19 protein-coding genes are annotated in these 19,903 nt (G+C 71.2%); 4 read left to right on the plus strand and 15 right to left on the minus strand.

Translation table 11 applies throughout. The features are described from left to right. The 3 genes from CLV63_RS30585 to CLV63_RS30595 form a co-directional block, all read right to left on the minus strand. Window positions 1-578: RNA polymerase sigma factor (locus tag CLV63_RS30585; protein WP_146165713.1), on the minus strand; the 578-nt coding region annotated here is incomplete at its 3' end. Window positions 579-685: 107 nt separating this feature from the next. Then, entirely contained in the window at window positions 686-898 is a 213-nt protein-coding gene (locus tag CLV63_RS30590) for a hypothetical protein (RefSeq protein ID WP_106586730.1), read from the minus strand. Between the two features lie 80 nt (window positions 899-978). After that, on the minus strand, window positions 979-1,401 hold the full coding sequence (locus CLV63_RS30595) for an ATP-binding protein (RefSeq protein ID WP_106586731.1): 423 nt from the start codon (window positions 1,399-1,401) through the stop codon (window positions 979-981). Window positions 1,402-1,737: 336 nt separating this feature from the next. Here CLV63_RS30595 and CLV63_RS30600 point away from each other — a divergent pair, with 336 nt between their 5' ends. Together CLV63_RS30600 and CLV63_RS35090 are read left to right on the plus strand one after the other, a co-directional pair. Continuing rightward, complete coding sequence (locus tag CLV63_RS30600) at window positions 1,738-2,580, plus strand: helix-turn-helix domain-containing protein (protein WP_106586732.1); 843 nt, start codon at window positions 1,738-1,740, stop codon at window positions 2,578-2,580. A 17-nt stretch (window positions 2,581-2,597) separates the two neighbouring features. Beyond that, window positions 2,598-2,792: a DUF397 domain-containing protein gene (locus CLV63_RS35090; RefSeq protein ID WP_106586733.1), complete on the plus strand. Its 195-nt coding sequence runs from the start codon at window positions 2,598-2,600 to the stop codon at window positions 2,790-2,792. 66 nt (window positions 2,793-2,858) lie between these two features. Here CLV63_RS35090 and CLV63_RS30610 read toward each other — a convergent pair whose 3' ends face one another. From CLV63_RS30610 to CLV63_RS30660, 11 genes are all read right to left on the minus strand, one after another. Next, entirely contained in the window at window positions 2,859-4,232 is a 1,374-nt protein-coding gene (locus CLV63_RS30610) for an ADP-ribosylglycohydrolase family protein (RefSeq protein WP_106586734.1), read from the minus strand. Window positions 4,233-4,617: 385 nt separating this feature from the next. Further along, entirely contained in the window at window positions 4,618-5,757 is a 1,140-nt protein-coding gene (locus CLV63_RS30615) for an ADP-ribosylglycohydrolase family protein (protein ID WP_106586735.1), read from the minus strand. Window positions 5,758-5,958: 201 nt separating this feature from the next. Further along, window positions 5,959-7,218, minus strand: a complete 1,260-nt coding sequence (locus tag CLV63_RS30620; protein WP_106586736.1) for an ADP-ribosylglycohydrolase family protein — start codon at window positions 7,216-7,218, stop codon at window positions 5,959-5,961. A 709-nt stretch (window positions 7,219-7,927) separates the two neighbouring features. Beyond that, window positions 7,928-9,118, minus strand: coding sequence for an ADP-ribosylglycohydrolase family protein (locus CLV63_RS30625; RefSeq protein WP_245929215.1), 1,191 nt, complete (start codon window positions 9,116-9,118; stop codon window positions 7,928-7,930). Next, window positions 9,115-10,410 (minus strand): ABC transporter substrate-binding protein, encoded by a 1,296-nt coding sequence (locus CLV63_RS30630; RefSeq protein ID WP_106586737.1) that lies wholly within the window; start codon window positions 10,408-10,410, stop codon window positions 9,115-9,117. The genes CLV63_RS30625 and CLV63_RS30630 overlap by 4 nt, the downstream gene beginning before the upstream one ends. Window positions 10,411-10,481: 71 nt before the next feature. Further along, entirely contained in the window at window positions 10,482-11,327 is an 846-nt protein-coding gene (locus tag CLV63_RS30635; protein WP_106586738.1) for a carbohydrate ABC transporter permease, read from the minus strand. A 64-nt stretch (window positions 11,328-11,391) separates the two neighbouring features. Continuing rightward, window positions 11,392-12,333 (minus strand): carbohydrate ABC transporter permease, encoded by a 942-nt coding sequence (locus tag CLV63_RS30640; protein ID WP_106586739.1) that lies wholly within the window; start codon window positions 12,331-12,333, stop codon window positions 11,392-11,394. Next, entirely contained in the window at window positions 12,330-13,352 is a 1,023-nt protein-coding gene (locus CLV63_RS30645; protein ID WP_211301555.1) for a LacI family DNA-binding transcriptional regulator, read from the minus strand. Before CLV63_RS30645 ends, CLV63_RS30640 begins: the two co-directional genes overlap by 4 nt. A gap of 157 nt (window positions 13,353-13,509) precedes the next feature. Next, window positions 13,510-14,109 carry a cob(I)yrinic acid a,c-diamide adenosyltransferase gene (locus tag CLV63_RS30650; RefSeq protein ID WP_106586740.1) on the minus strand — a complete coding sequence of 200 codons (600 nt, stop codon included), beginning with the start codon at window positions 14,107-14,109 and terminating at the stop codon, window positions 13,510-13,512. A gap of 374 nt (window positions 14,110-14,483) precedes the next feature. Beyond that, window positions 14,484-16,043: a M20/M25/M40 family metallo-hydrolase gene (locus CLV63_RS30655; RefSeq protein WP_245929217.1), complete on the minus strand. Its 1,560-nt coding sequence runs from the start codon at window positions 16,041-16,043 to the stop codon at window positions 14,484-14,486. Window positions 16,044-16,229: 186 nt separating this feature from the next. Then, window positions 16,230-16,916 carry a DUF1707 SHOCT-like domain-containing protein gene (locus tag CLV63_RS30660; RefSeq protein WP_245929219.1) on the minus strand — a complete coding sequence of 229 codons (687 nt, stop codon included), beginning with the start codon at window positions 16,914-16,916 and terminating at the stop codon, window positions 16,230-16,232. 242 nt (window positions 16,917-17,158) lie between these two features. Between CLV63_RS30660 and CLV63_RS30665 the strand changes: the two genes are divergently transcribed. After that, window positions 17,159-18,493 carry an MFS transporter gene (locus tag CLV63_RS30665; RefSeq protein WP_106586785.1) on the plus strand — a complete coding sequence of 445 codons (1,335 nt, stop codon included), beginning with the start codon at window positions 17,159-17,161 and terminating at the stop codon, window positions 18,491-18,493. Window positions 18,494-18,572: 79 nt separating this feature from the next. Here the strand turns inward: CLV63_RS30665 and nucS are convergent, their stop codons facing one another. Beyond that, window positions 18,573-19,250, minus strand: coding sequence for an endonuclease NucS (gene nucS / locus CLV63_RS30670; RefSeq protein WP_106586742.1), 678 nt, complete (start codon window positions 19,248-19,250; stop codon window positions 18,573-18,575). Between the two features lie 257 nt (window positions 19,251-19,507). On the opposite strand from nucS, the gene CLV63_RS30675 reads away from it, so the two are divergent. Further along, a complete protein-coding gene (locus CLV63_RS30675; RefSeq protein WP_106586743.1) occupies window positions 19,508-19,894 on the plus strand; it encodes an SCO5389 family protein in 387 nt (128 codons plus the stop codon). Window positions 19,895-19,903 lie beyond the last annotated feature (9 nt).

Genomic DNA, 19,903 nt, shown 5'->3' on the forward strand with positions numbered 1-19,903 from the left:
TCGTTGCCCCAGGCGCGGGTGGGGGTTTCGCCTTCCAGCCACAGGGCGGTGAAGGCGCGCCGGGCGCGGGAGATCAGCGAGTAGAAGCTGGACACGGGAAGGCCGAGGGATTCGGCGGCCGCGGTGTAGTCGCCGTGGTCGTAGAGGGCGCGGATGAGTTCCTGGTTGCGGGGGGTGAGTGCGGCCCAGATCTGGTCGAGGGCGAGGCGTTCCACGACGCGTTCTTCGGGGCTTCCGGTGGGGGTGGCGGCGAGCATCCAGTAGCGGTGGAACTGGGGTGCGGATCCGTGGGGGGTTTGGCCGTGGGTGGAGCGGTGTTTGCGGGTGTGGGTGGTGATGGTGTTCCACCCGGCGCGGATGAGGTCCCAGTAGGCGGGGGGTTCGGTGGCGGTGTAGAGGTGTTCGGCGATGGCCGACCACGCGGCGTCGCGGCGCTCCTCCCAGGGCACCGGGGTGGGGTAGCGGTACTGGGTGGCGGCGTAGTTGGCCAGGCGGGCGAGGGCGCGGGCGGTGTAGCCGTGCCGCAGAGGCTGGTCCTCGGCGCGCGTCGTGGGGGTGTCGGGGGCGGTTTCGGGCATGGGTGTGGTCCTCGTCGGGCCTTGTGACGGGGCGCCCGGCCCCGCGTGGGAGGGGTAGAGGCGGGGCCGGGCGCGTCAGGGGCAGCCGGTCGTGCGCTCGGCGGGGGTCAGCCGGTGGCGTGGCCGGCGGGGGGTGGCGGCACGTGGAAGTAGCGCTTGGTGCGGTCGCGGCGGGGCAGGGCGGGACGCAGCCGCGGCAGGACGGGGTCGCGTTCGTCGGTGTCGATCTGCTCCAGGCGCGTGCGCAGCCCGCGCAGGGTGTGCACGGTGACGGTGTTGGGGCCGCCGGTGCGGGGGCGCAGGCGGGTCGCGGTGTACATCCGACCCGGATGAGGGCCGGTGATCAGCCAGGCATGACCCCACTCCCGCGAGAGCCGGGCCCGGGTCAGCGCTCCCACCGCTAGACCCCGGTATCCGTGCGGATCTCGGCCCAGACCCGGGTGCCGCCGGTGTCGTTGTCCACGCCCCAGGTGTGGGCGACGGCGGCGACCAGGGCCAGGCCCCGCCCGGATTCGTCGGTCTCCGGTGCCGAACTCGGGCGGGGGGCGGGGACGGGACGGGGGCCGGCGTCGGTGACGGTGATGCGCACCCGGTCCTCATAGCGGGTCAGGGTCAGGGTGTAGGCGCCGCCGGGCCGCGCCGAGCACGAGTGCCGACAGGCATTGGTGGCGAGTTCGGACACGATGAGGGCGAGGTCGGCCGCGGTGTCGCCGGGCAGGCCGGAGGTAGTGGCGGCCCAGGTGCGGGCGGCGCCCACCTGGGCGGGGACAGCGGCGAAGACCGCGGTGTGCACGACGGCGAGGGTGGGGGCGGCGGTGCTCATGGCTGCACCGCCCCGGTCCGGCGGGGCAGGTAGGGGCGGATCCGGGAGGGGCGCCGACGCCGGGAATCCCGGACGCGGTGGGTCCCGGGGTGGTCGGTAGTGTTCGTCATGGTTCCTCTCCTGGTCTGTCCAGGGTGGGGAGCAAGGCCCTGGCGGGTGTTGTGAGCATCCGCCAGGGCCGTTCTGCGTTTCGCAGATAATCGAACTTCACACCCGCACTTCAAGGTGCTGCACACTGTGAGTATCACATTCGATGCACGCAAGTGCAATACACATTTGCGAAACGCAAGTTAGAGATGCTTTGGAAGCCGCAGCACGAGATGCGAGGGTTGGGCCATGACAACGCCAACGGTCAACAGGTGGCAGCTTGCGCGCACCTTGAAGAACTTGAGGGGGAACACGCCGCCCGCTGACGTGGCGAAAGCGCTGAAGACGACTGTCTCGACGGTTCACCGATGGGAGACGTCAGGCGAGGGTGGTTCGGTGCCTTCTCCTGGAGCCCTGGATCGGTTGCTCGATCTCTATCGCGTCCCACCGAGCGAGGCGGAGAGGATCACGGCGCTCCGCCGTAACGCCCGCAAGAACGCCTGGTGGAACCCATATCGCGTTGAGCGCACCTATGGCATGTTCGTTGACCTTGAGTCAGCAGCGACTTCGATCGAGACGTACGAGAGCACCTTGATAGCCGGGTTGGCGCAGACTCAGGACTACGCGCGTGCCGTAATCAGGGCCACCAACATTGATGGTGATGACGCTGACGTCGACCAAGAGGTAACTGTTCGCCTAGCGCGCCAGCAGGCGTGGAGCGAAAGTGACGGGGCCCGCTTGGGGATTGTGCTCGGGGAAGCGGCGGTTCGTCAGTGCGTCGGTGGCTCCGCTGTGATGCGCAAGCAACTTGAGCACTTGGCGGAGTTCTCACACCATCCGAAGGTCGAACTTCAAGTATTGCCGTACAGCGCCGGTGAGCACGCTGCGATCCACGCGGCCGGATTCGCAACTTTGAAGCTCACGAACGATGGTCTCGCTGTCGTCTACAGTGCCAGCCAAACAGGTAGCCTATTTCTGGACGATCCTCCCGTGGTCGAGAGGTATACGACCATCTTCAACAAGCTTCGTATTGCCGCCTCGGGAGAAGGCGCATCGCGCGACCTGATCTCCTCCATCATGCGCGATCTGTAGTAAAGGACGTACACGACATGTCGGCAGACGGGCTCTCCGCCTCGGCGTGGAGCAAGAGCAGCTACAGCGCCAGCCAGAGCAACTGTGTTGAGGTTGCTATGCCGGGTGCCGTACTCGTTCGCGATACACGGAACAGGGAGCTTGGGCACATCGCGTTCACTCGCGCGGAGTGGGCCTCGTTCCTTGAGGACGTCAAGTCAGGTCTGCTGTAGTCGCACCGCTCAGCCCTCGGACGGCCTACGTCCGAGGGCTTTTTGTTGTCTCGATTCAGCCGAGGGTCACGACGTGGGGCGGGTGGGGATCAGGGCGAGGGTTCTGTCCGTGAGGGTGTCGAAGCTGATTCCGTCGAAGCCGGTGAGGGTGCTGGCGATCCGGTTGCGCAGCGGGGCGGTCCAGTAGTCGGGCAGCGCCTCCGCCCCCAGGAGGCCGCCCACGACCGAGCCGACCGTCGCCCCCGCCGAGTCGGTGTCCCACCCCGCCGAGACCACGGCGGTGATGGACGCGGTGAAGTCCCCCGCCCCGTGGACCAGCGCCGCAGCGATCGACGCCGCATTGTTGACCGCGTGCACCCAGTGCAGGTCCCCGTTCCGCTCATGCAGGTGGTCGAGGACCGTCTCGAAGTCCTTCTCGGCCCGCGCCAGCGCGACCGCGTCCCGCACCGCCGCCGCCAGCCGGGACCCGGGCGGGACCACGCGCAGCGCCCCCGCCAGCACCTCGTCAACGGAGTCCGACACCGGCGCCATCGCGCACAGCGCCGCAGCGAACATCGCGCCGTAGACGCCATTGGCGGTGTGGCTGACCACGGCGTCGCGGTGGGCCATCGCGGCGGCGCGCGCCGGGTCGCCCGGGCTCACCCACCCGTAGACATCGGCGCGGATCAGCGCGCCGATCCACTCGCGGAACGGGTTGCGCAGCTCCGCCGTCTCAGGCGGGGTCGCCCCGCTGAGGAGGTTGCGCATCGCGACCCGCTCGGCCGTGAAGATCCGGCCGGGAGGCAGCTCGTCCAGCCATATCTGCGCCACGTCGTCGCTGGTGAAGTCCGCGCCGTGGCGTTCGAGGACGGCCAGCGCGAGCATCGGGAAGTTGAGGTCGTCGTCCTCGGGCGTGCCGTCGATGGTCTCCGCGAGGCTGTTCGACGCGCTGCGCCGGTTCCACGGCCAGCGCGCCGCCACCTCAGCGGGCAGCCCCTGGGCGGTGAACCAGCCGCGCACCGGCCAGTTCCCGGTGGCCTCGGCGATCTCCCTGATGCCCGCGCGCGGGATCTTCTCGACCGGCTTGCCGAGCACGCACCCGGCCGCCCGCCCGGTCCATGCGCCGCGCAGGCGCTCCGCGAGGTCGGGACCCGGTGTCGCGAGAGGGCCGGTCGGCCAGTCGGGGCAGGCGGCGACGATGTCCGGGAGGGCGGTGGGCTCGTCGGCTGCGAGCGGGGACGGGAGCGCCGCCAACTCGTCCATAAGCTCCTCCGCCAGGGCCCGGAGCGGGGGAGCGGCGGGCTCGGGCGAGGCGCCCGCCAGCGGCGGGGCGTCGTGGCCGCCGGCCGCGTGCCACCGCCGGGCCGCCGCCGCGACAGCGGCGGGGTCGCGCCCGTCCTGCGCGGCCTGCCGCAGCTCGTGTCCGATCAGGTCCTCGGGGTGGATCCAGGTGAGTCGCATTGGAGTGTTCCCGTCTAGTGGTCGGGTGGGGGATGGATTGAGGTCTCGGGGCCTGGTGATCGCGCCGTCTGGGTGGGGCGTTGGTGTGCGGGGTGGTCTTCTCAGATCTCCCTGGCTAGAGCGGACATTGGCTGGCTGCGAGGCGGCTGCGAAGCAGCGACCGCCGAAGTACACCCTGAGTCGAAAAACCACGGATGGGCGGTCGCGGTCGGTCCCAGGTGGGGACATGAAATCCCGATCGATGGGCTCCTTGGCGCGGTTGACGATGCGGGTGCCGGTACCGCGGTGGCTGGGCGGGCGGGTTTCGTGTCCGGGCGCCCGCATCCCCCCGTCCGCGTCGCGATGCGTGTCTCCGTGTGGTCGACTGCGAATTGGGGCGGGTGGGCTACCCGGCCAGCTCCGCGAATGCGGCCTCGGCCGATTGGCGGGCGGCGCGGTCGGCCTCCCGGATCCGGACCGCGACGTCCGCAAGGGCCAGGCCAGGCGCCTCGATGTCGGTACGGCTCGCCTCCGCGATCTTGGTGCGCCATTCCTGGGGGACGCAGTCGCGCCCGCCCAACGCACCCGCGATCGCCCCGCCCATGCTCGCGATGGAGTCGGCGTCGCGGCCGTAGTTGACCCCGCCGAGGACGGTGTCGCGGTAGTCCCCGTTAGCGATAAGGAGGAACGCCAGCGCCATCGGCAGCTCCTCGATGGCGTGCACCCGTGAGGGGCGCCGCGCGCCGAGTCCCTGGTCGCGGTAGGTGTCGGCCACCGTGTCGAAGGGAGCCATCGCGGCGCGCAGCTCCGCGGCGGTGCCCCGCCAACCCGTGATGCCGCGCGCCCGCTCGCACACCGCCTCGATGGCGGCGCGGGTGCCGTCCTTGGCGACCGCGAGCGCGGCCGCGACCACCGACTCCGGGTCGGCCCCGCTGCGCATCGCCTCGGCGACGGCCGCAGCGAACACCCCGGCGGCCTCGCGTCCGTAGCTGGACTGGTGGGCGCCCGCGAGGTCGACCGCCTCGGTGTAGGCGGCGTGCGGGTCGCCGGCGTTCACCACGCCCACCGGCGCCATGTACATGGCGGCGCCGCAGTTCACGATGTTGCCGACCCCGGCCTCGCGCGGGTCGACGTGGCCGTAGTGCAACCGCGCCACAAGCCACTTCTCCGCGAGGAACACCCGCTGCAACAGCAGCGCCTCGTCCTCCAGCTCCGGCACCCAGTGCCGCTCGCCGATCATCTCGGGCACCAGGTACTCGGCGGCGGCGTAGGCGTCGAGGTGCCGCCCGGCCTTGACGTAGACGCGCACCAGCGCCTGCGTCATGAGGGTGTCGTCGGTGATGTTGCCGTCGCCCTTGTGGTACGGCGCAATGGGGCGGGCGGTGCGCCAGTCGGGGTTGTACGGGCCGACGATGCCCTCGACGTCGCCGCCGTAGCGCTGGTGGATCTGCGCGACGGTCCAGCCCTCGGTCGCGCCGCCGAGCGCGTCGCCGACAGCGGCCCCTGCGATCACGCCGACGGCCTTGTCCTGGAGTCGGGTCAGCATTCGATGGCTCCTTCGTTGGGTGCGGCACGGGTACGCGCCGCGCAATCGTGTTGTTCTTGAGCGGGTGCCGGTGGCTTTCGGCGTGTCCCGGCGAGCCCTCCGCGGATGTCGGTGGTTCTGAGCGAGCCCCGGCGGTCCCTCCGCGGATACGGGTGGCTGCTGGCGGGTTCCGGTGGTTCCTCCGGCGGGTGTCGGTGGCCTTCAGTGTGTTCCGGCGGTCCCGCTGCGGATGCCGGACGCCACGGTGTCGGCGACGTCCATCAGGTCGGTTCCGGCCAGCTCCGGCAGGCAGCACCCCGCGAGCACGCCGACGCGCTCGCGCCATGCCGGTGCGAGGGCCGCGTATCCGCCCAGGGCTCCGGTCAGCGCCCCCGCGAGAGCAGGGGCGGAGTCCGCGAGAGCGGCGAGGCAGGCCGCCGCGCTCACCGCGGGGGCGAGCGCGCCGTCGGCGGCCGCCGCGAGGGCGAACGCCGCGGGCACCGTCGCCGACGCCGCCGTGCCGTAGGAGTAGACGTGGTCGCAGCAGACGTCCTCCAGCGCGGGCAGCAGCCCGAACGGGTCGACGCCGGACGCCGCCCGCGCACGCTCCCAGAGTCCGGTGTCGCCCGCGGCAAGCCCGGCGACGGCGGCGCTGACCTCGGCTCCGGCAGCGCTCTCCTCACCCCCGGCGGCACTCACCTCAGCCCCGGCGGTGCTCTCCTCACCCCCGGCGATGCGATTGCGGTCCGTTCCCGTGCCGCTTCCCGGGGCCGCGCCCGCGCCGCCGCCGAGTGCAGCGGCCAGGGCCTCGTCCGCGACCGCCCGGATGGCGCTGCCGTCCGGCAGGCGGGCCAGCCCGGCACCCAGCGCCTCGGCGGTCGTACCGCCGCCGCCCGCCACGGCCACCGCCGCCGCCATGGCGCGTGCCGCGCTCACGCCGTCGCCGGAGTTGGTGACCTCGGCGTCGACCGCCGCCCGCTCGGCCGCGCGATCGGGGTCGCCCGGGTGGGCGGCGCCGAACGCCACCGCGCGCACCGCTGCGGCGTCGTCGAAGTGGTGCGGATTGTCGTGTCCGCTGTGCGGCGGGCGTTTGCCGAGCGCGAGGTTGTCCAACGCCGACCGCACGGAGATGCGGGCGCGCAGGTCGGTCCGGTCGAGGAGGGCGGTGAACGCGTCGGTGCGGTCGGTGTCGATGCCGAGCGCGGTCCAGACGAGCCATTCGGCGTCGTCCGACGGGCCCATAGCGAGCGGCGCCACCGGCTGGTTCAGCGCGAACGGCACGGGCAGGGACGTCACCCGGTGCTCTTCGGCGAACAGGTCGAGTTCCCGGCCCAGCCGCCGGGTCCACGGCGCGAGCAGCCCGAACCGGTGCCGCGCCGACGGCCATCCAGCGGCGTCGCCGATGGCGGTCCCGGCGAACGCGCCCCGGATCCGGTCGGCGGCAGGATGCCGCTCCCCGCGCGGTTCTTCCCCCGTTGTCACTTCATCGTCCTCTCACCTCGGATGTGTGGACCGTGGCCCCCCGCGAGCCGCGGTCTGGTATCCGCCATACGTGGCGCGCGCCTGGTTCCCCTGCCACCCGCCTGATGCAGAGTGCGCGGCGCGTTCGGCTCTCCTCCGCCGGGGCTGCTGGGTGCCGGTCTTGCGGTGACTGTGCGGGGTGTGCTTCGGCCGTCGCTGCTGCGCAGGCACCCCGGCAGCCTTGCCTCTGTCCCCTGGGGCAAAGCGTGCTCTGGCCGTGCGGCTCGGCGGCTCCCCCTGCCGCTCTGAATCTCGTCCATGCCAGCCAGGGAAGGGGCCCGGGGTGCTTCGGCCCAAAGAAAGACCAAAGAAAAAGCGAGAGGTCTGAGAAGGACCGAAGTCCACTCGGGTGGGGCGAGGGCCTCCGTGCCCTGGGGGATGCGGAGGGAGGCGGGCCTTTGTCCGGGGAGTGGCGGAAGGGTGGGGTGGTTGTCCGTGCCTTGGCGGAGTGTCGAAAGGGTGGGGTCGGGGCGAGAGCGCCCTTGACCCCGGGAGAGCAGGAGCCAGGCTGCCGGGGAGCCTGCGCAGCAGCGACGGCCGAAACACATCGGTTGGTCGAAAGCCGGACCGTACGCGATGCGGACCCGGCGCCTCGGTATCCGCCAACGGTCGGATGGTCGATGGGGCGGTGCGGGCGCAACGCGGGTTCGGATGTTCAGGCACGGCGCCGTCATGGGCGACCGGTGCGTGCCGCGACGAGCAGGTCGGCGACGTCCACGACGTGGCGGCCGGCGACGGAGGGCAGGCACGCGCCGGTGACAGGGCTGATGGCCGCGGCCCACCGCTCGGGTACCCCGCTCGCGCCGCGCCCCGCACCCGACAGAGCCCCCGCGATGGCCGCCGTGGTGTCGGCGTCGCGGCCCAGGTTCGCGGCCGTGACCACGGACTCCTCAACGTCCCCGCCGGCCACCAGGTACGCGGCGAACGCGAGCGCGACCGCCTCGGGGGCGAGGTCGGTCCACGGGTAGTGCCCTGGGACGACGGCTCGGTGCAGGGCCGCACCGAACTCCGGTCCGGGGCCACTGGACGCGGTGTCGGATCCGCTGTGCTCGCTTGCGATGCGTACCGCCTCGGCCAGGTTGCGGGCGGTCCAGGAGTCGGCGGGGATGTGCGCCAGTGCCGCCTCGGCCACCTGCTCCGGTGCGGCGCCGGTCGCCGCGACCGCGACTGCGGCGGCGACCGCGCGCCCGCCGAGGATCCCCTCGCCGGACTGGCTGACCGACCCGTCCACGGCGACCAGCCGGGCCGCCTCGGCGGGGTCGCCCGCTGCGAAGACCCCGTAGGGCGCCGCGCGCATGGCCAGCCCGTCGGACCAGCCGTGCAGGTGGCGCCGTCCCGACGCCGGTGGCGCGATGCCGCGCCGCAGCGCCTGCGCCGCGCCCAGCTCGGAGAACCCTGCGCCGCGCATGGGGCCCTCGATGCTCAGCACCTGGTCCTCGTAGGCGGCGACGACGTGGGCTGGTGTCAGCGCGCTGCCGTGCTCGCACAGCAGCAGCGCGGCGAAGATCGAGTACTCGGTGTCGTCGGTGCCCGCCGCGACCCCGCCGGGTCCGGCCTCCAGCTCGGTGAGCCGCCCCCAGCGCTCCGCGATCTGCTCCGGGCGCATGTTCTCGGCGGGGCGCCCGAGCGCGTCGCCGCATGCGAGCGCCAGCAGCGCGCCCCGCGCTCGGTCGCGGGCCCGGTCGCTGTCGGACCCCTGATCACGGCCGCGGCCCGGGGCCTGGTCCCGGGCGTGCGGGCCGCCGTTTCCGCGGCCCTGGCCCTGGTCCTGGCCGGGTGTGCCGTCCTTCCCGCGGTCCAGGGCCTGCCCGTGGTCGGCGGGGGCCGCGTCCGGCAGTCCCGGCGTGTTCTCTGCGTTCACTTGGTCTCGTACCTCGCCATCACGACGTTGCCGTCCTCTTCCAGGCGCCGGGCCAGTTCGTCGATGCTGATGCGGTTGCCGAAGTACTCCTGCAACGCGGGTTGCGCCACCCGCGTCTTCCACTCGTCGAAGCCGGCGACTTGCAGGTAGGGGGCCGGTTCGAGGTTGTCGGAGGCGGCCGTTGCGACGTCCCATTGGTTCTTCGCCGTTGTCAGCTCCGGCGCCTTCAGCGCCTCCTGGCTGGTGGGCAGCAGCCAGTCGCCGAGCGCCAGGTCCACCTGGTTCTCGGGTTCGGCGAGGAAGGAGATGAAGTCCGCCGCGTCCTCCCGGTGCGGGCTCTCCGCCGCGACCGACAGGGTCTGCGAGGTGGCGCCCTGCGCGGCGCTGTCGCCGACCAGCGGGGGCAGCATGACCCACTCGAACCCGTCCGGTGCCTGCTCGGTGACCTGCTGGCGGGTGTACACCCCGCCCTGGACCATGGCGTACTTGCCCGCGTAGAACCCGGGGAGCGGGTCGGACGCCGTCATGCCGACGGCGGCGCGGGCGGCGGTCCCGTCCTTGTACAGCTGGTCGTGGATGCGCCGCACGACCTCGCGCTCCTCGTCGCCGACCTTGACGGTGACCTTGTGGTCCGCCCCGATGTCGAAGAACGTGCCCCCGTAGTTGAGGGAGAGGTTCAGCATGCGGTTCACGGCGTTGTCGAGCGGCCACGCCACGGCGTGGCGTTCGCCGGGGACCGTCAGCTCCTTGCTGATCTCCGCGAACTCGTCCCAGGTCCACGGCTTCTCGGACGTCGGGATGCGGACCCCGGCCTCCTTCAGGATGTCGGCGTTGGCGATGAGCACCTGCGGTTCCTGGAGCAGAGGGACGCCCACGACCTCGCCGTCGATGGTGACGGTCTGCCACGCCTCGTCCTTGATGTCGGAGCGGAGGGACTCGGGCAGGTCGCCGCTGAGGTCGGCGAGGTAGTTGCGGTACTGGAAGCTGGTCAGCGCGGGCGACTCGTTGTGGATGATGTCGGGCGGGTCGCCGCCCTCGAACGCGGTGACGAGCTGGTCGTTGACGTTGTCCCAGCTGCCTTGGACGTACTGCACCGGACGGTCGGGGTTCGCCTCGTTCCACTCCTCGACCAGCCGCTTGTTCGCCTCGACGGACTGGGTCTGCCACGCGAGGCTGAGGTAGCGCATGGGTTCGTCGGCGGGGTCGGTCCCGGAGCAGCCGCTGAGCAGCAGCACGGTGCCGAGCGCCGCGGCGGCGGTGGCGCGGGTGCGCTTGGCGGCGCGCGTGCGCATGGCGGCTCCCTTCGTGGGTGGTGGCGGTGCCGCTCCGTTCGGTCCGGGCGCGGGACGGGGGCCGGCGCCGTTCATCCCTTCACCGCCCCGTCGACCAGGCCGCCCTTGAACTGGCGCTGGATGAAGGCGAAGAACAGCAGGCTGGGCACCGTCGCGAGCAGGGACGCCGCTGCCAGCGGGCCGAGGCGGGCGACCCCCTCGGGTCCGGTGAAGGACACCAGGACCAGCGGCAGGGTCTGGATCTCGGGGTCCTTGATGAGGATGAGCGCGAACAGGAACTCGTTCCACGAGGAGATGAACGCGAACATCAGCGCGGCTGCGGTGCCGGGGGCGAGCAGCGGGGCGACGACGGACGCGAGGGTGCGCCACCGCCCGGCGCCGTCGACCGCAGCGGCCTCTTCGAGGCCGCGGGGGATGCCGCGCACGTACCCCTGGAGCATCCACAGGACGAACGGCAGGCAGAACGTGGCGTGCACGATGACGAGCCCGACGAGCGAGTTCACCAGGCCGAACTGGCGCAGGATCATGAACAGGGCGATGATCACCAGGATGAACGGGAACACCTGGCTGACCAGCACCCAGCCCAGCGCGATCCGGTTCAGCACCGACTTGTAGCGCGCCAGCACGTACGACGCCGGGAGCGCGATCGCCACGGTCAGCACCGCGGAGGCCAGGGCGACGAGCAGGCTGCGCTCGGCGGCGCCGATGAGGTCCTGCTCGCCGAACGCCTCGGCGAAGTTCCCGAGGGTGGGCGCGAGCGGGATCCACGTGGGGTCGAGCCGCGCCATCTCCTGTGGGGTCTTCAGCGCGGTCGAGACCAGCCACAGCAGCGGGGCCGCGAGGAACACCAGGTAGCACAGCAGTGCGAGGTACTGGCCGGTGCGCGCCGCTGTGCGGCGGACGCTCATGCTCGCCATCGGCGGGCTCCTTGCCGGACGGCCCGCGTCGGCCGCGGGGCGGTGGGGGTGGCGGTGTGCGGGGTCACGCCTCGGCCTCCTTCAGCTGCCGGCGCAGGTACAGGCCGAGCACGGCGAGGACCACGATGACGATCGCGACGCCCATGGCCGACGCGTAACCGAAGAAGCCGTAGCGGAACGCCTCCTCGTAGGCGTAGAGCATCGGCAGCCGCGTCTGCCCGCCGGGCCCGCCCTGCGTGAGCACGTACACCAGCGCGAACTCGTTCATGTTCCACACGAAGTTGAGCGAGGTGATGGCGATGATGACCGTGCGGAGCTGGGGGAGGGTGACCTGGGTGAAGCGCCGCCACACCCCGGCGCCGTCCATCTCCGCGGCCTCGTGCAGCTCCTTCGAGACGTTCTGCAAGCCGGCGAGCAGCACGATCGTGGTCTGCGGCATCCCGGTCCACACCCCGACGGCGATGATCGCGGGCAGGGCGAGGGCGAAGTCGTTCAGCCAGTCGAGGTTCTCGGAGATGATCCCCAGGTCCATGAGCGTGGCGTTGAGGATCCCCGCCTCGGGGTGGTACACGAGCTTCCACATCAGCCCGATGATCACCGGCGGCATCGCCCACGGGATCATCGCGAGGGTGCGGGCCAGCCAGCGAAGCCGCAGGTCCTGGTTGAGCAGCAGGGCCAGCCCCATGCCCGCGGCGAACTGCAAGGCGGTCACGCTGACCGCCCAGATCAGGCCGATGCGGAACGACAGCCAGAACTCGCCGTCGGCGAGCAGGTGGGCGAAGTTGTCGAAGAAGACGAACGAGGTCTCGATGCCGATCCCCGCGCGGGCATCGGTGAACGCCAGGTAGATCCCGTAGACCAGCGGCGCGACGCTGAACAGCACGACGGGCACCAGGGCCGGGATCATCAGCGAAAGCGCCGATCGGTCCGGTCCGCCGCGGGGGCGCGGTGGCCGCGGCGCCGCGGCCCGGCCGGTGGGGGGTGGGGACGCTTCGGTCAGCGTCATCGGTCGCCTCCTGAGGTCGAAGCGCGCACCACGAGGTGCGGCGCTACGGTGATGACCTGCGCCGGGGGGCCGGTGTCCGGTGTGCGCAGTCGGTCGAGCAGGAGTTCGGCCGCGCGCCTGCCGCGTTCGGCCGAACCCAGGGAGACACTGGTCAGCGTGGGCCACGACACCGCGGCGAGTTCGGTGTCGTCCATGCCGACCACCGCGACGTCGCCGGGGACGTCGCGGCCGGCGGCGCGCAGCGCGTCGAGCGCGCCGAGGGCGATCAGGTCGTTGGCGCACAGCAGTGCGTCCGGGCCGGGGGAGCGGTCGAGGAGGCGCCGGGTCGCCTCGAACCCGGTGTCGCGCTGGAACGCGCCGACGTGCACGAGGCCCTCGTCCACCGGCAGGCCGCCGCGCGCCATGGCCGCGCGGAACGCGGTGTCGCGGTGCCGGCCCGGCACGGTGTCGAGAGGGCCGTTGACGAAGCCGATGCGCCGCCGTCCCAGGTCGGCGAGGTGGCGCAGCGCCAGGTCGATGCCGGTGCGGGAGTCGGCGCGGACGTTGTCGACCCGGGCGCCGTCGGGCAGCGAGCCGATGACCACCGCGGGGGCGGTGAGCCCGTCGATCTCGCGCAGCAGTTCGCCGGTGACCCGGATCGGGCTGATGATCAGGCCGTCGGCGTGGCGCCGCCCGAGGCCCCGCAGCACCTCGATCTCCTCGCCGACGTCGGCACCGGTGGAATGCAGCACGAGCCGGTATCCGCCGGCCTTCAGGACGGGCTGGATCTCGCGCAGCATCGCCAGGTAGACGGGGTTGCCGATGTCGGCGACGGCGAACGCCACCTGCTGGGTCCGGTTGGACTTGAGCGAGCGGGCGACGGCGTTGGGGACGTAGCCGAGCCGGTCGGCCGCCGCGAGGACCCTGCGCTCGGTCTCCGCGCGCACGGGCAGCCCGTTGAACACCCGTGAGACCGAGGCGATGGACACGCCCGCGGCCTCGGCGATCGTGGTGATCGTCGGGCTCGCCTTCGATCGCACGGAAACCCCCTGAACTGGAACGACATCTACCGTAAACGTTTACAGTCGTGCCCCTGTGAACTTCTGTAAACGTTTACGATGATTGACAGGTATGAAACACCCGCGTGTCGCGCCCCGTCAAGCCGGGGGTGAGCGGAATCTTTTCGGCGCGGGCGGGTCAGCCCCGTTCGCCGCCGGGCTTCCAGAGCACCTCGGTGCCGTCGCGGCCCAGGACCCGGCAGAGGATGAACAGCAGGTCGGAGAGGCGGTTCAGGTACTTCGCGGGCAGCGGGCTCACGGTGTCGCCGTGCGCCTCGACCGCCGCCCAGGCGCTGCGCTCGGCCCGCCGGACGACGACCCTGGCCTGGTGCATGAGCGCGACGCCGGGGGACCCGCCGGGAAGGATGAAGCTGCGCAGCTTCGGGAGGTCGGCGTTGTAGTGGTCGCAGGCGGCCTCCAGCCGGACGACGTAGTCGTCCTCGACCCGCAGCGGGGGGAACTCCGGGTCGGGCCGGACCGGGGACGCGAGGTCGGCCCCTGCGTCGAACAGCTCGTTCTGCACCCGGGCCAGCAGCGCGCGGACGTCCTCGGGGACCTCGCCCAGGGCGAGCGCCACCCCGATGGCGGCGTTGGCCTCCTCGACGTCGGCGTACGCCGCGATCCGCGGGTCGGTCTTGGCGCTGCGGCTCATGTCGCCCAGCGCGGTGCTGCCGGCGTCGCCGCCGCGGGTGTAGATGGTGGACAGGACCACGGGCTCATCGGCCTTGTTGTGCTTCATCCGGGCACTCTAAGTGCTGCCGGGAATTCCAAGTGCTGCGGCCGGACCATAACCGTTCGGCAACGGGACACGTCGAACGCGTCAAAAGCAATTGCACGGACTGATACTGTAGGGAATCAGTTAACTACTTAAAGTAACTGTCGGGGATGCCTGTACGCAGTGCGCGCGGACCGCTCGGACGTACCAAGGGGGGCCGTCCGAGCACCGCACCCCGGGAACACAAGCCATCACCGCCCGGGCGGGCGGCGCCGGTTGGGGGACCGGCGCCACCCGCCCGGTTTTTCGTCCGCCCTGCGGAACCGGGTCGGGACAAAGGCGGCGCCCGTGGGAGAGGGGACCCTCCCACGGGCGCCGCGGCTCTGCGATAGGGACGGCTACCGCAGCCAGTGGTCGGCTCGGCGGTCGAACTCGACCGTGCGGGCCTCCTTGGTGCGCAGCACGCCGTTGACGGGCAGGGTGCTGTCGGCGTAGGTCTCCACCGAGTTGGCCATGGCGTCGGTCATGTCGTCGGCGATGGTCCAGTTGATGTTCTCGAGGGTGTCCTCGGCGCTGTGGTAGTACGGGTCGAGCGGCTTGCCCGCGGTCCCGCCGTACTTCGCCACCTGCTCTTCGGTCTTGATCGCGTCGGCGCCGGAGAACAGCCCGCCCGAGGGGATCCCGGCGTTCATGAAGCCGCTGTAGTCGGAGCGGCCGCTGAACTCGGTGGGCTCGTGCGGCAGCCCGCGGCCGTCGTAGTACTCCTCGAACAGCTTCTGGATGGCGGCCGAGCCCGAGGGCGGCGGCACCGAGCCGTCGAGTTCGCCCCGGCCGTCGTAGATCTGGCGGGCGTAGTTGTTCGAGCCGATCATGTCGAAGTTGAGGTACAGGGCGATCTTGTCGCGCTGGGCCTGGGTCAGATTCTCCACGTACTCGGTGGAGCCGATGAGGCCGAGCTCCTCGGTGCCCCAGAACGCGAACCGCACCCGGTTCTTCTGCTTGCCGAGCTTGGGGAGCTGCTTCGCGGTCTCCAGGACGGCGGCGGTCCCGCTGCCGTTGTCGTTGATGCCGGGCCCCTCCTCGACGCTGTCGAGGTGCGCGCCGACGACGACCACGTTGTCCTTCTTGCCGGTGGAGGTCTCGGCGACGATGTTGTAGCCGGTGTCGCTGACGACCTCGGAGTCGACCTTGACGCGCAGTTCCAGCGCCTCGCCCGCGTCGACCAGCGCCTTGCCGACCTCGGGGGTCGCGCCGACGACCGGGATGGTCGAGGTCGCGGAGAGGTCGCCGTTGACGGGGCCGGTGTCGGCGGGGTCGGAGGTGGCGCCGTGGTTGAACACCACGAGTGCGCTCGCGCCCGCCTCGGCCGCGAACTTCTCCTTCTCCGCGAACAGGCAGGTGCCGCGCTTGACCACGGCGACGGCGCCCTTGGGGAAGCCGGCGTAGTCGGCGGCGGCGCAGCCGCTGGCGTTGCTGTCGGCGTTCACCGGCACGCCCGGCGCGGTGACGTCGCCGGAGGTGGAGTACCGCATGGTGAGGAAGTCCTCGCCGTTGGCGAAGTCGCGCGCCTCGGGCTTGGTCTGCGCGAACTCGGGGGTGGTCCGCTCGACCCACGACTCGAATTCGTACTCGTTGCGCTCCGGTTTGTACCCGGCCCGCTTGAGCTGGTCGACGACGTATTTCGCGGCGACGTCGTAGCCGGCGGTCCCGTGGGCCCGATTGCCGCCGTTGTATTCGGCGATGGTGTTCAGATTCTCCAGGTGCTTGCGCACCTTTCCGATCTTGACCAGGCCGGGGAGTTCGGTCTCGGCGGCGTTCGCCGGGCTCGCGCTCAGACCGAGCGCGAGCGCGATGGCGGCGGCGCCGGCGACACCGCGTTTCGCCGCACCATTGCGGCGAACGGAAGCTGAAGAAGTCCTGCGCACGAAGTCGTCCTCCTGGAACAGGTGTCCGTTCACCAGGGGTTATGGTGCGGACGCGAATGGTGCGGGGTTCCGTGCAGCTTGTCACCCGGCGATACGGCTGGGCAAGAATGCGGGCACCCTGTTGCCACATTCAGCCAAGAGGCTTCCGCGCAGCAGGAGGTCTGTGGTTTTATTGCACGTTCACATCGGTGTGTTCGGGATTATCTTCCCAAAAAGGCATTATTCGGCATTGCCGTGGCCCAGTTTCTTCTGCTGCGCCTTGGTCTGGTGCTGGCGGGGCCTGCGCTCCACACCCACACCGCCCATGACCGCGAGGCCCACGACCCGCACCACGGGGGTGCCGGGCTCGGTGACGCTGGAGGGGGTGGCCTCCTGCCCGTAGCCGCCCATGATCCCGATGCCGCTGACCTGCACCTCGATGTCGTCGGGCACGATGATCCCGATGCCGCCCATGATGGTGTTGGCGTAGATGGTGGTCTCGCGCTCGGCGAAGCGCGCCTCGCGGAGGTCCAGTTCGATGCCGCCCATCAGCGCGAAGGCCGTGTAGTTCTTCGGCACGGTCCAGTTGCCGCCCCTGGTGGAGCCGCCCATGACCGCGAGCGAGGCGTAGCCGGTGGGCTCGCCGCCGACCCGTTCGCGGCCGTAGACCGGCCGCGCGGCGGTGGAGGCGGAGATCGGCGCGGGGGCGTCGCGGGCGCCGGACCCGGCCGGTTCGGGCAGGTCGTGCGTCACGGGCACCAGTTCGCCCATGGTCTTGGCGCCCAGGACGATGTCGAGGCGCTCCGAATGCTCTTCGGCGTCGAGGCGCCCTTCGGCGAGGGCCTCGCGGAGCCGCGCGGCGACGGCGTCGCGGTCGGCGTCGGAGGCGCGCATTCGTTCGGGTTCGGCGGGGATCGGCTGATTCACACCATTGACCTTAGTCCGCACACGTGCGCAGCGGCAGTGCCGGACAACTCGGGGATTACCCCGGATTCCCCCTGACGGCGCACCCGGACGAGGGCGCCGGCGCGGCCCTGTTGGCGGCGCGGCACGGGGGGTGCCGCCGGACGCCCGGTGCCCGCGCGGCGACCGCGCAATGGAAACGCAATGTGTGCACATCGACACGCTGCGGAGGCATGAACGGCCGCCGCCCGGGCAGGCGGGGCGGCATGAACGGCAGAGGCCAGGCAGCGGAGGAGGCGCACCCGCAGGTGCGCAAGGCCGTCGCGGCGGCGGCGGTGGGCAACTGCACCGAATGGTTCGACTTCGGCATCTACGCCTATGTGGCGGTCATGGTGGGCGCGGCGTTCTTCCCGTCGGGCGACCGCGCCGTGGAGCTCATGGCGGCGTTCGGCGTCTTCGCCGTCGCGTTCCTGCTCCGCCCGATCGGCGGGTTCGTGTTCGGGCCCCTCGGCGACCGGTGGGGCCGCCAGCGCGTCCTGGTGCTGACCATCCTGCTGATGTCGGGCGCGACCTTCCTGATGGGGGTCCTGCCGACCTACCATCAGGTCGGCATCGCCGCCCCGATCCTGTTCCTGCTGCTGCGCATGACCCAGGGGTTCGCAGCGGGCGGCGAGTACGGCGGCGCGGCGACCTACATCGCCGAGTCGGCGCCGACGAAGCGGCGCGGGTTCTACGGGAGCTTCCTCGAACTCGGCACGCTCGCCGGATTCGCCCTCGGCGCGGGGATCCCGACCCTGCTGATCCTGGTGCTGTCCGACGCCGACATGTTCGCATGGGGCTGGCGCATCCCGTTCCTCATCGCCGGCCCGCTCGGCGCCGTCGGCCTGTACCTGCGCTCCCGGCTGGAGGACACCCCGGCGTTCAGCGCGATGTCGAAGGAGAAGAAGCGCTCCACGGCCCCGTTCGCCGAGATCTGGCGGTACCACTGGCGGCGGCTGCTGATCCTCATCGGCGTCGTGCTCATCCTCAACATCGGCAACTACACGCTGCTGACCTACATGGAGACCTACCTGGCCGAGGTCCTGCACGTGACCAAGCCGGTGGCGCTGTTCTCGGTGCTGCTGGCGATCCTGCTGATGGCGTGCCTGGTCGTGCCGGTGGGTTCGCTGTCGGACCGGATCGGCCGCCGCCCGCTGATGATGTCGGCCTGCGTCTGCTACCTGGTCCTGCCGCTGCCGGCGTTCTGGCTGATCATCCAGGGCACCTGGCTGTCGGCGACGGCCGGCCTGATCATGCTGGCCGTGAGCCAGGTGCAGATGCTGGGCGTGCTGGCGGCGACGCTGCCCGCGCTGTTCCCCACGCAGGTGCGCTACGGCGGCTTCTCCATCGGCTACAACATCTCGACGTCGCTGTTCGGCGGGACGGCGCCGCTGGTGATCCAGGCGCTGGTCACCTGGAGCGGCTCGGACCTCGCCCCGGCGTTCTACCTGATGGCGGCCGCCGCGATCTCGTTCATCCCGATCCTGCTTATCCCCGAGACCGCGGGCAAGCCGCTGATCACCGAGAGCGCCCCGGGCAAGATCGTGCAGCCGACCGCCTGACCCGGCGCGCCGGGTCAGGGCGGTCTCGCGGCGGGCGGAATCGAGCCCTGTCGGCGCGTGCTCGCCGGGTGCGGGCGGCTCAGAACAGGCGCGGGGTGTCGGGTTCGATGCCGCGCAGGGCGTCGTAGTCGAGGGTCACGCAGGAGATGCCGCGGTCGGTCGCCAGCACCCGCGCCTGCGGCTTGATCTCCTGGGCGGCGAACACGCCGGAGACCGGTTTCAGCGCGGGGTCGCGGTTGAGCAGCTCCAGGTACCGGGTGAGCTGCTCGACGCCGTCGATGTCGCCGCGCCGCTTGAGCTCGACCGCCACCGTGGCGCCGCCGCCGTCGCGGCAGAGGATGTCCACCGGCCCGATGGCGGTGGGGAACTCCCTGCGGATCAGGGAGTAGCCCTCGCCGAGGGTGGTGATGTGCTCGGCCAGCAGCTCCTGGAGGTGCGCCTCGACGCCGTCCTTCTGGAGCCCGGGGTCGACGCCCAGCTCGTGCGAGCTGTCGTGCGTCACCTCCTCGATGGACAGCACCAGCTTCTCGCCCGACTTGCCGTGCGTGACGGTCCACACCGCCGTGCCGTCGTCGTTCACCGACTCGCGCACGGTGCAAGGGGGGTTCATCCAGTTCAGCGGCTTGAAGGCGCGGTCGTCGGCGTGGATCGACACCGACCCGTCGGCCTTCATGAGGATGAGGCGGGGTGCCATCGGCAGGTGTGCGGTGAGCCGGCCGACGTAGTCGACGCTGCACCGGGCGATTACGAGGCGCACGGGAGGTCACGTTACCGGCATCGCCGGGCCCGTGCGGCGCATGGGGCGAAAAGGGGTGCGAGGGTCGGCGGCCGGATTCCCGTGTTCGACTGAGAGAAACGAAAATGAAAACAATTTTCTTATGGCGCGGAGGGCAGCCATGTGTGGCCCCCGCGTCCCGTGACGCGACCGCCCGCGGGATCTAACGTCACAACTGGTGCACGCGGCGCGACCGCCAGCGGCGTCCACGGCACCAGCCGCCTCAAGAAGGGAATTACATGTCGTTGACGGTTTCCCCCGAACTGCTCGACAAGGCCCACCAGGGTCCGATCAGCGATGCGGACTTCATCGCCTGCATCCGCGAGTCCCTGCCCTACGCGTGGAGCGTTGTCAACGAGGTCGCCGAAGGCGCCAAGGCCAGTCCCACCGGTACCGACGCCAACGAGGTCCCCCCGCCCGGCGAGGCCGAGCGCGGCCAACTGCTGCGCCTGCTGGCGAGCGACGCCATGCGCGCCGCCGTCGAACGCCACTTCGGCATGCGGCTCGCCTTCCAGAACTGCCACAAGGTGGCGTTCTTCGCGCCGGGGACCGAGGACGCCTACGCGGAGTTCGTCACCCCGCGCGCGCAACTGCTGAACCAGTCCCCGGAACTCGTCGACTGCTGACCGCAGTAC

The organism is Murinocardiopsis flavida, assembly GCF_003014485.1.
Classification (GTDB): domain Bacteria; phylum Actinomycetota; class Actinomycetes; order Streptosporangiales; family Streptosporangiaceae; genus Murinocardiopsis; species Murinocardiopsis flavida.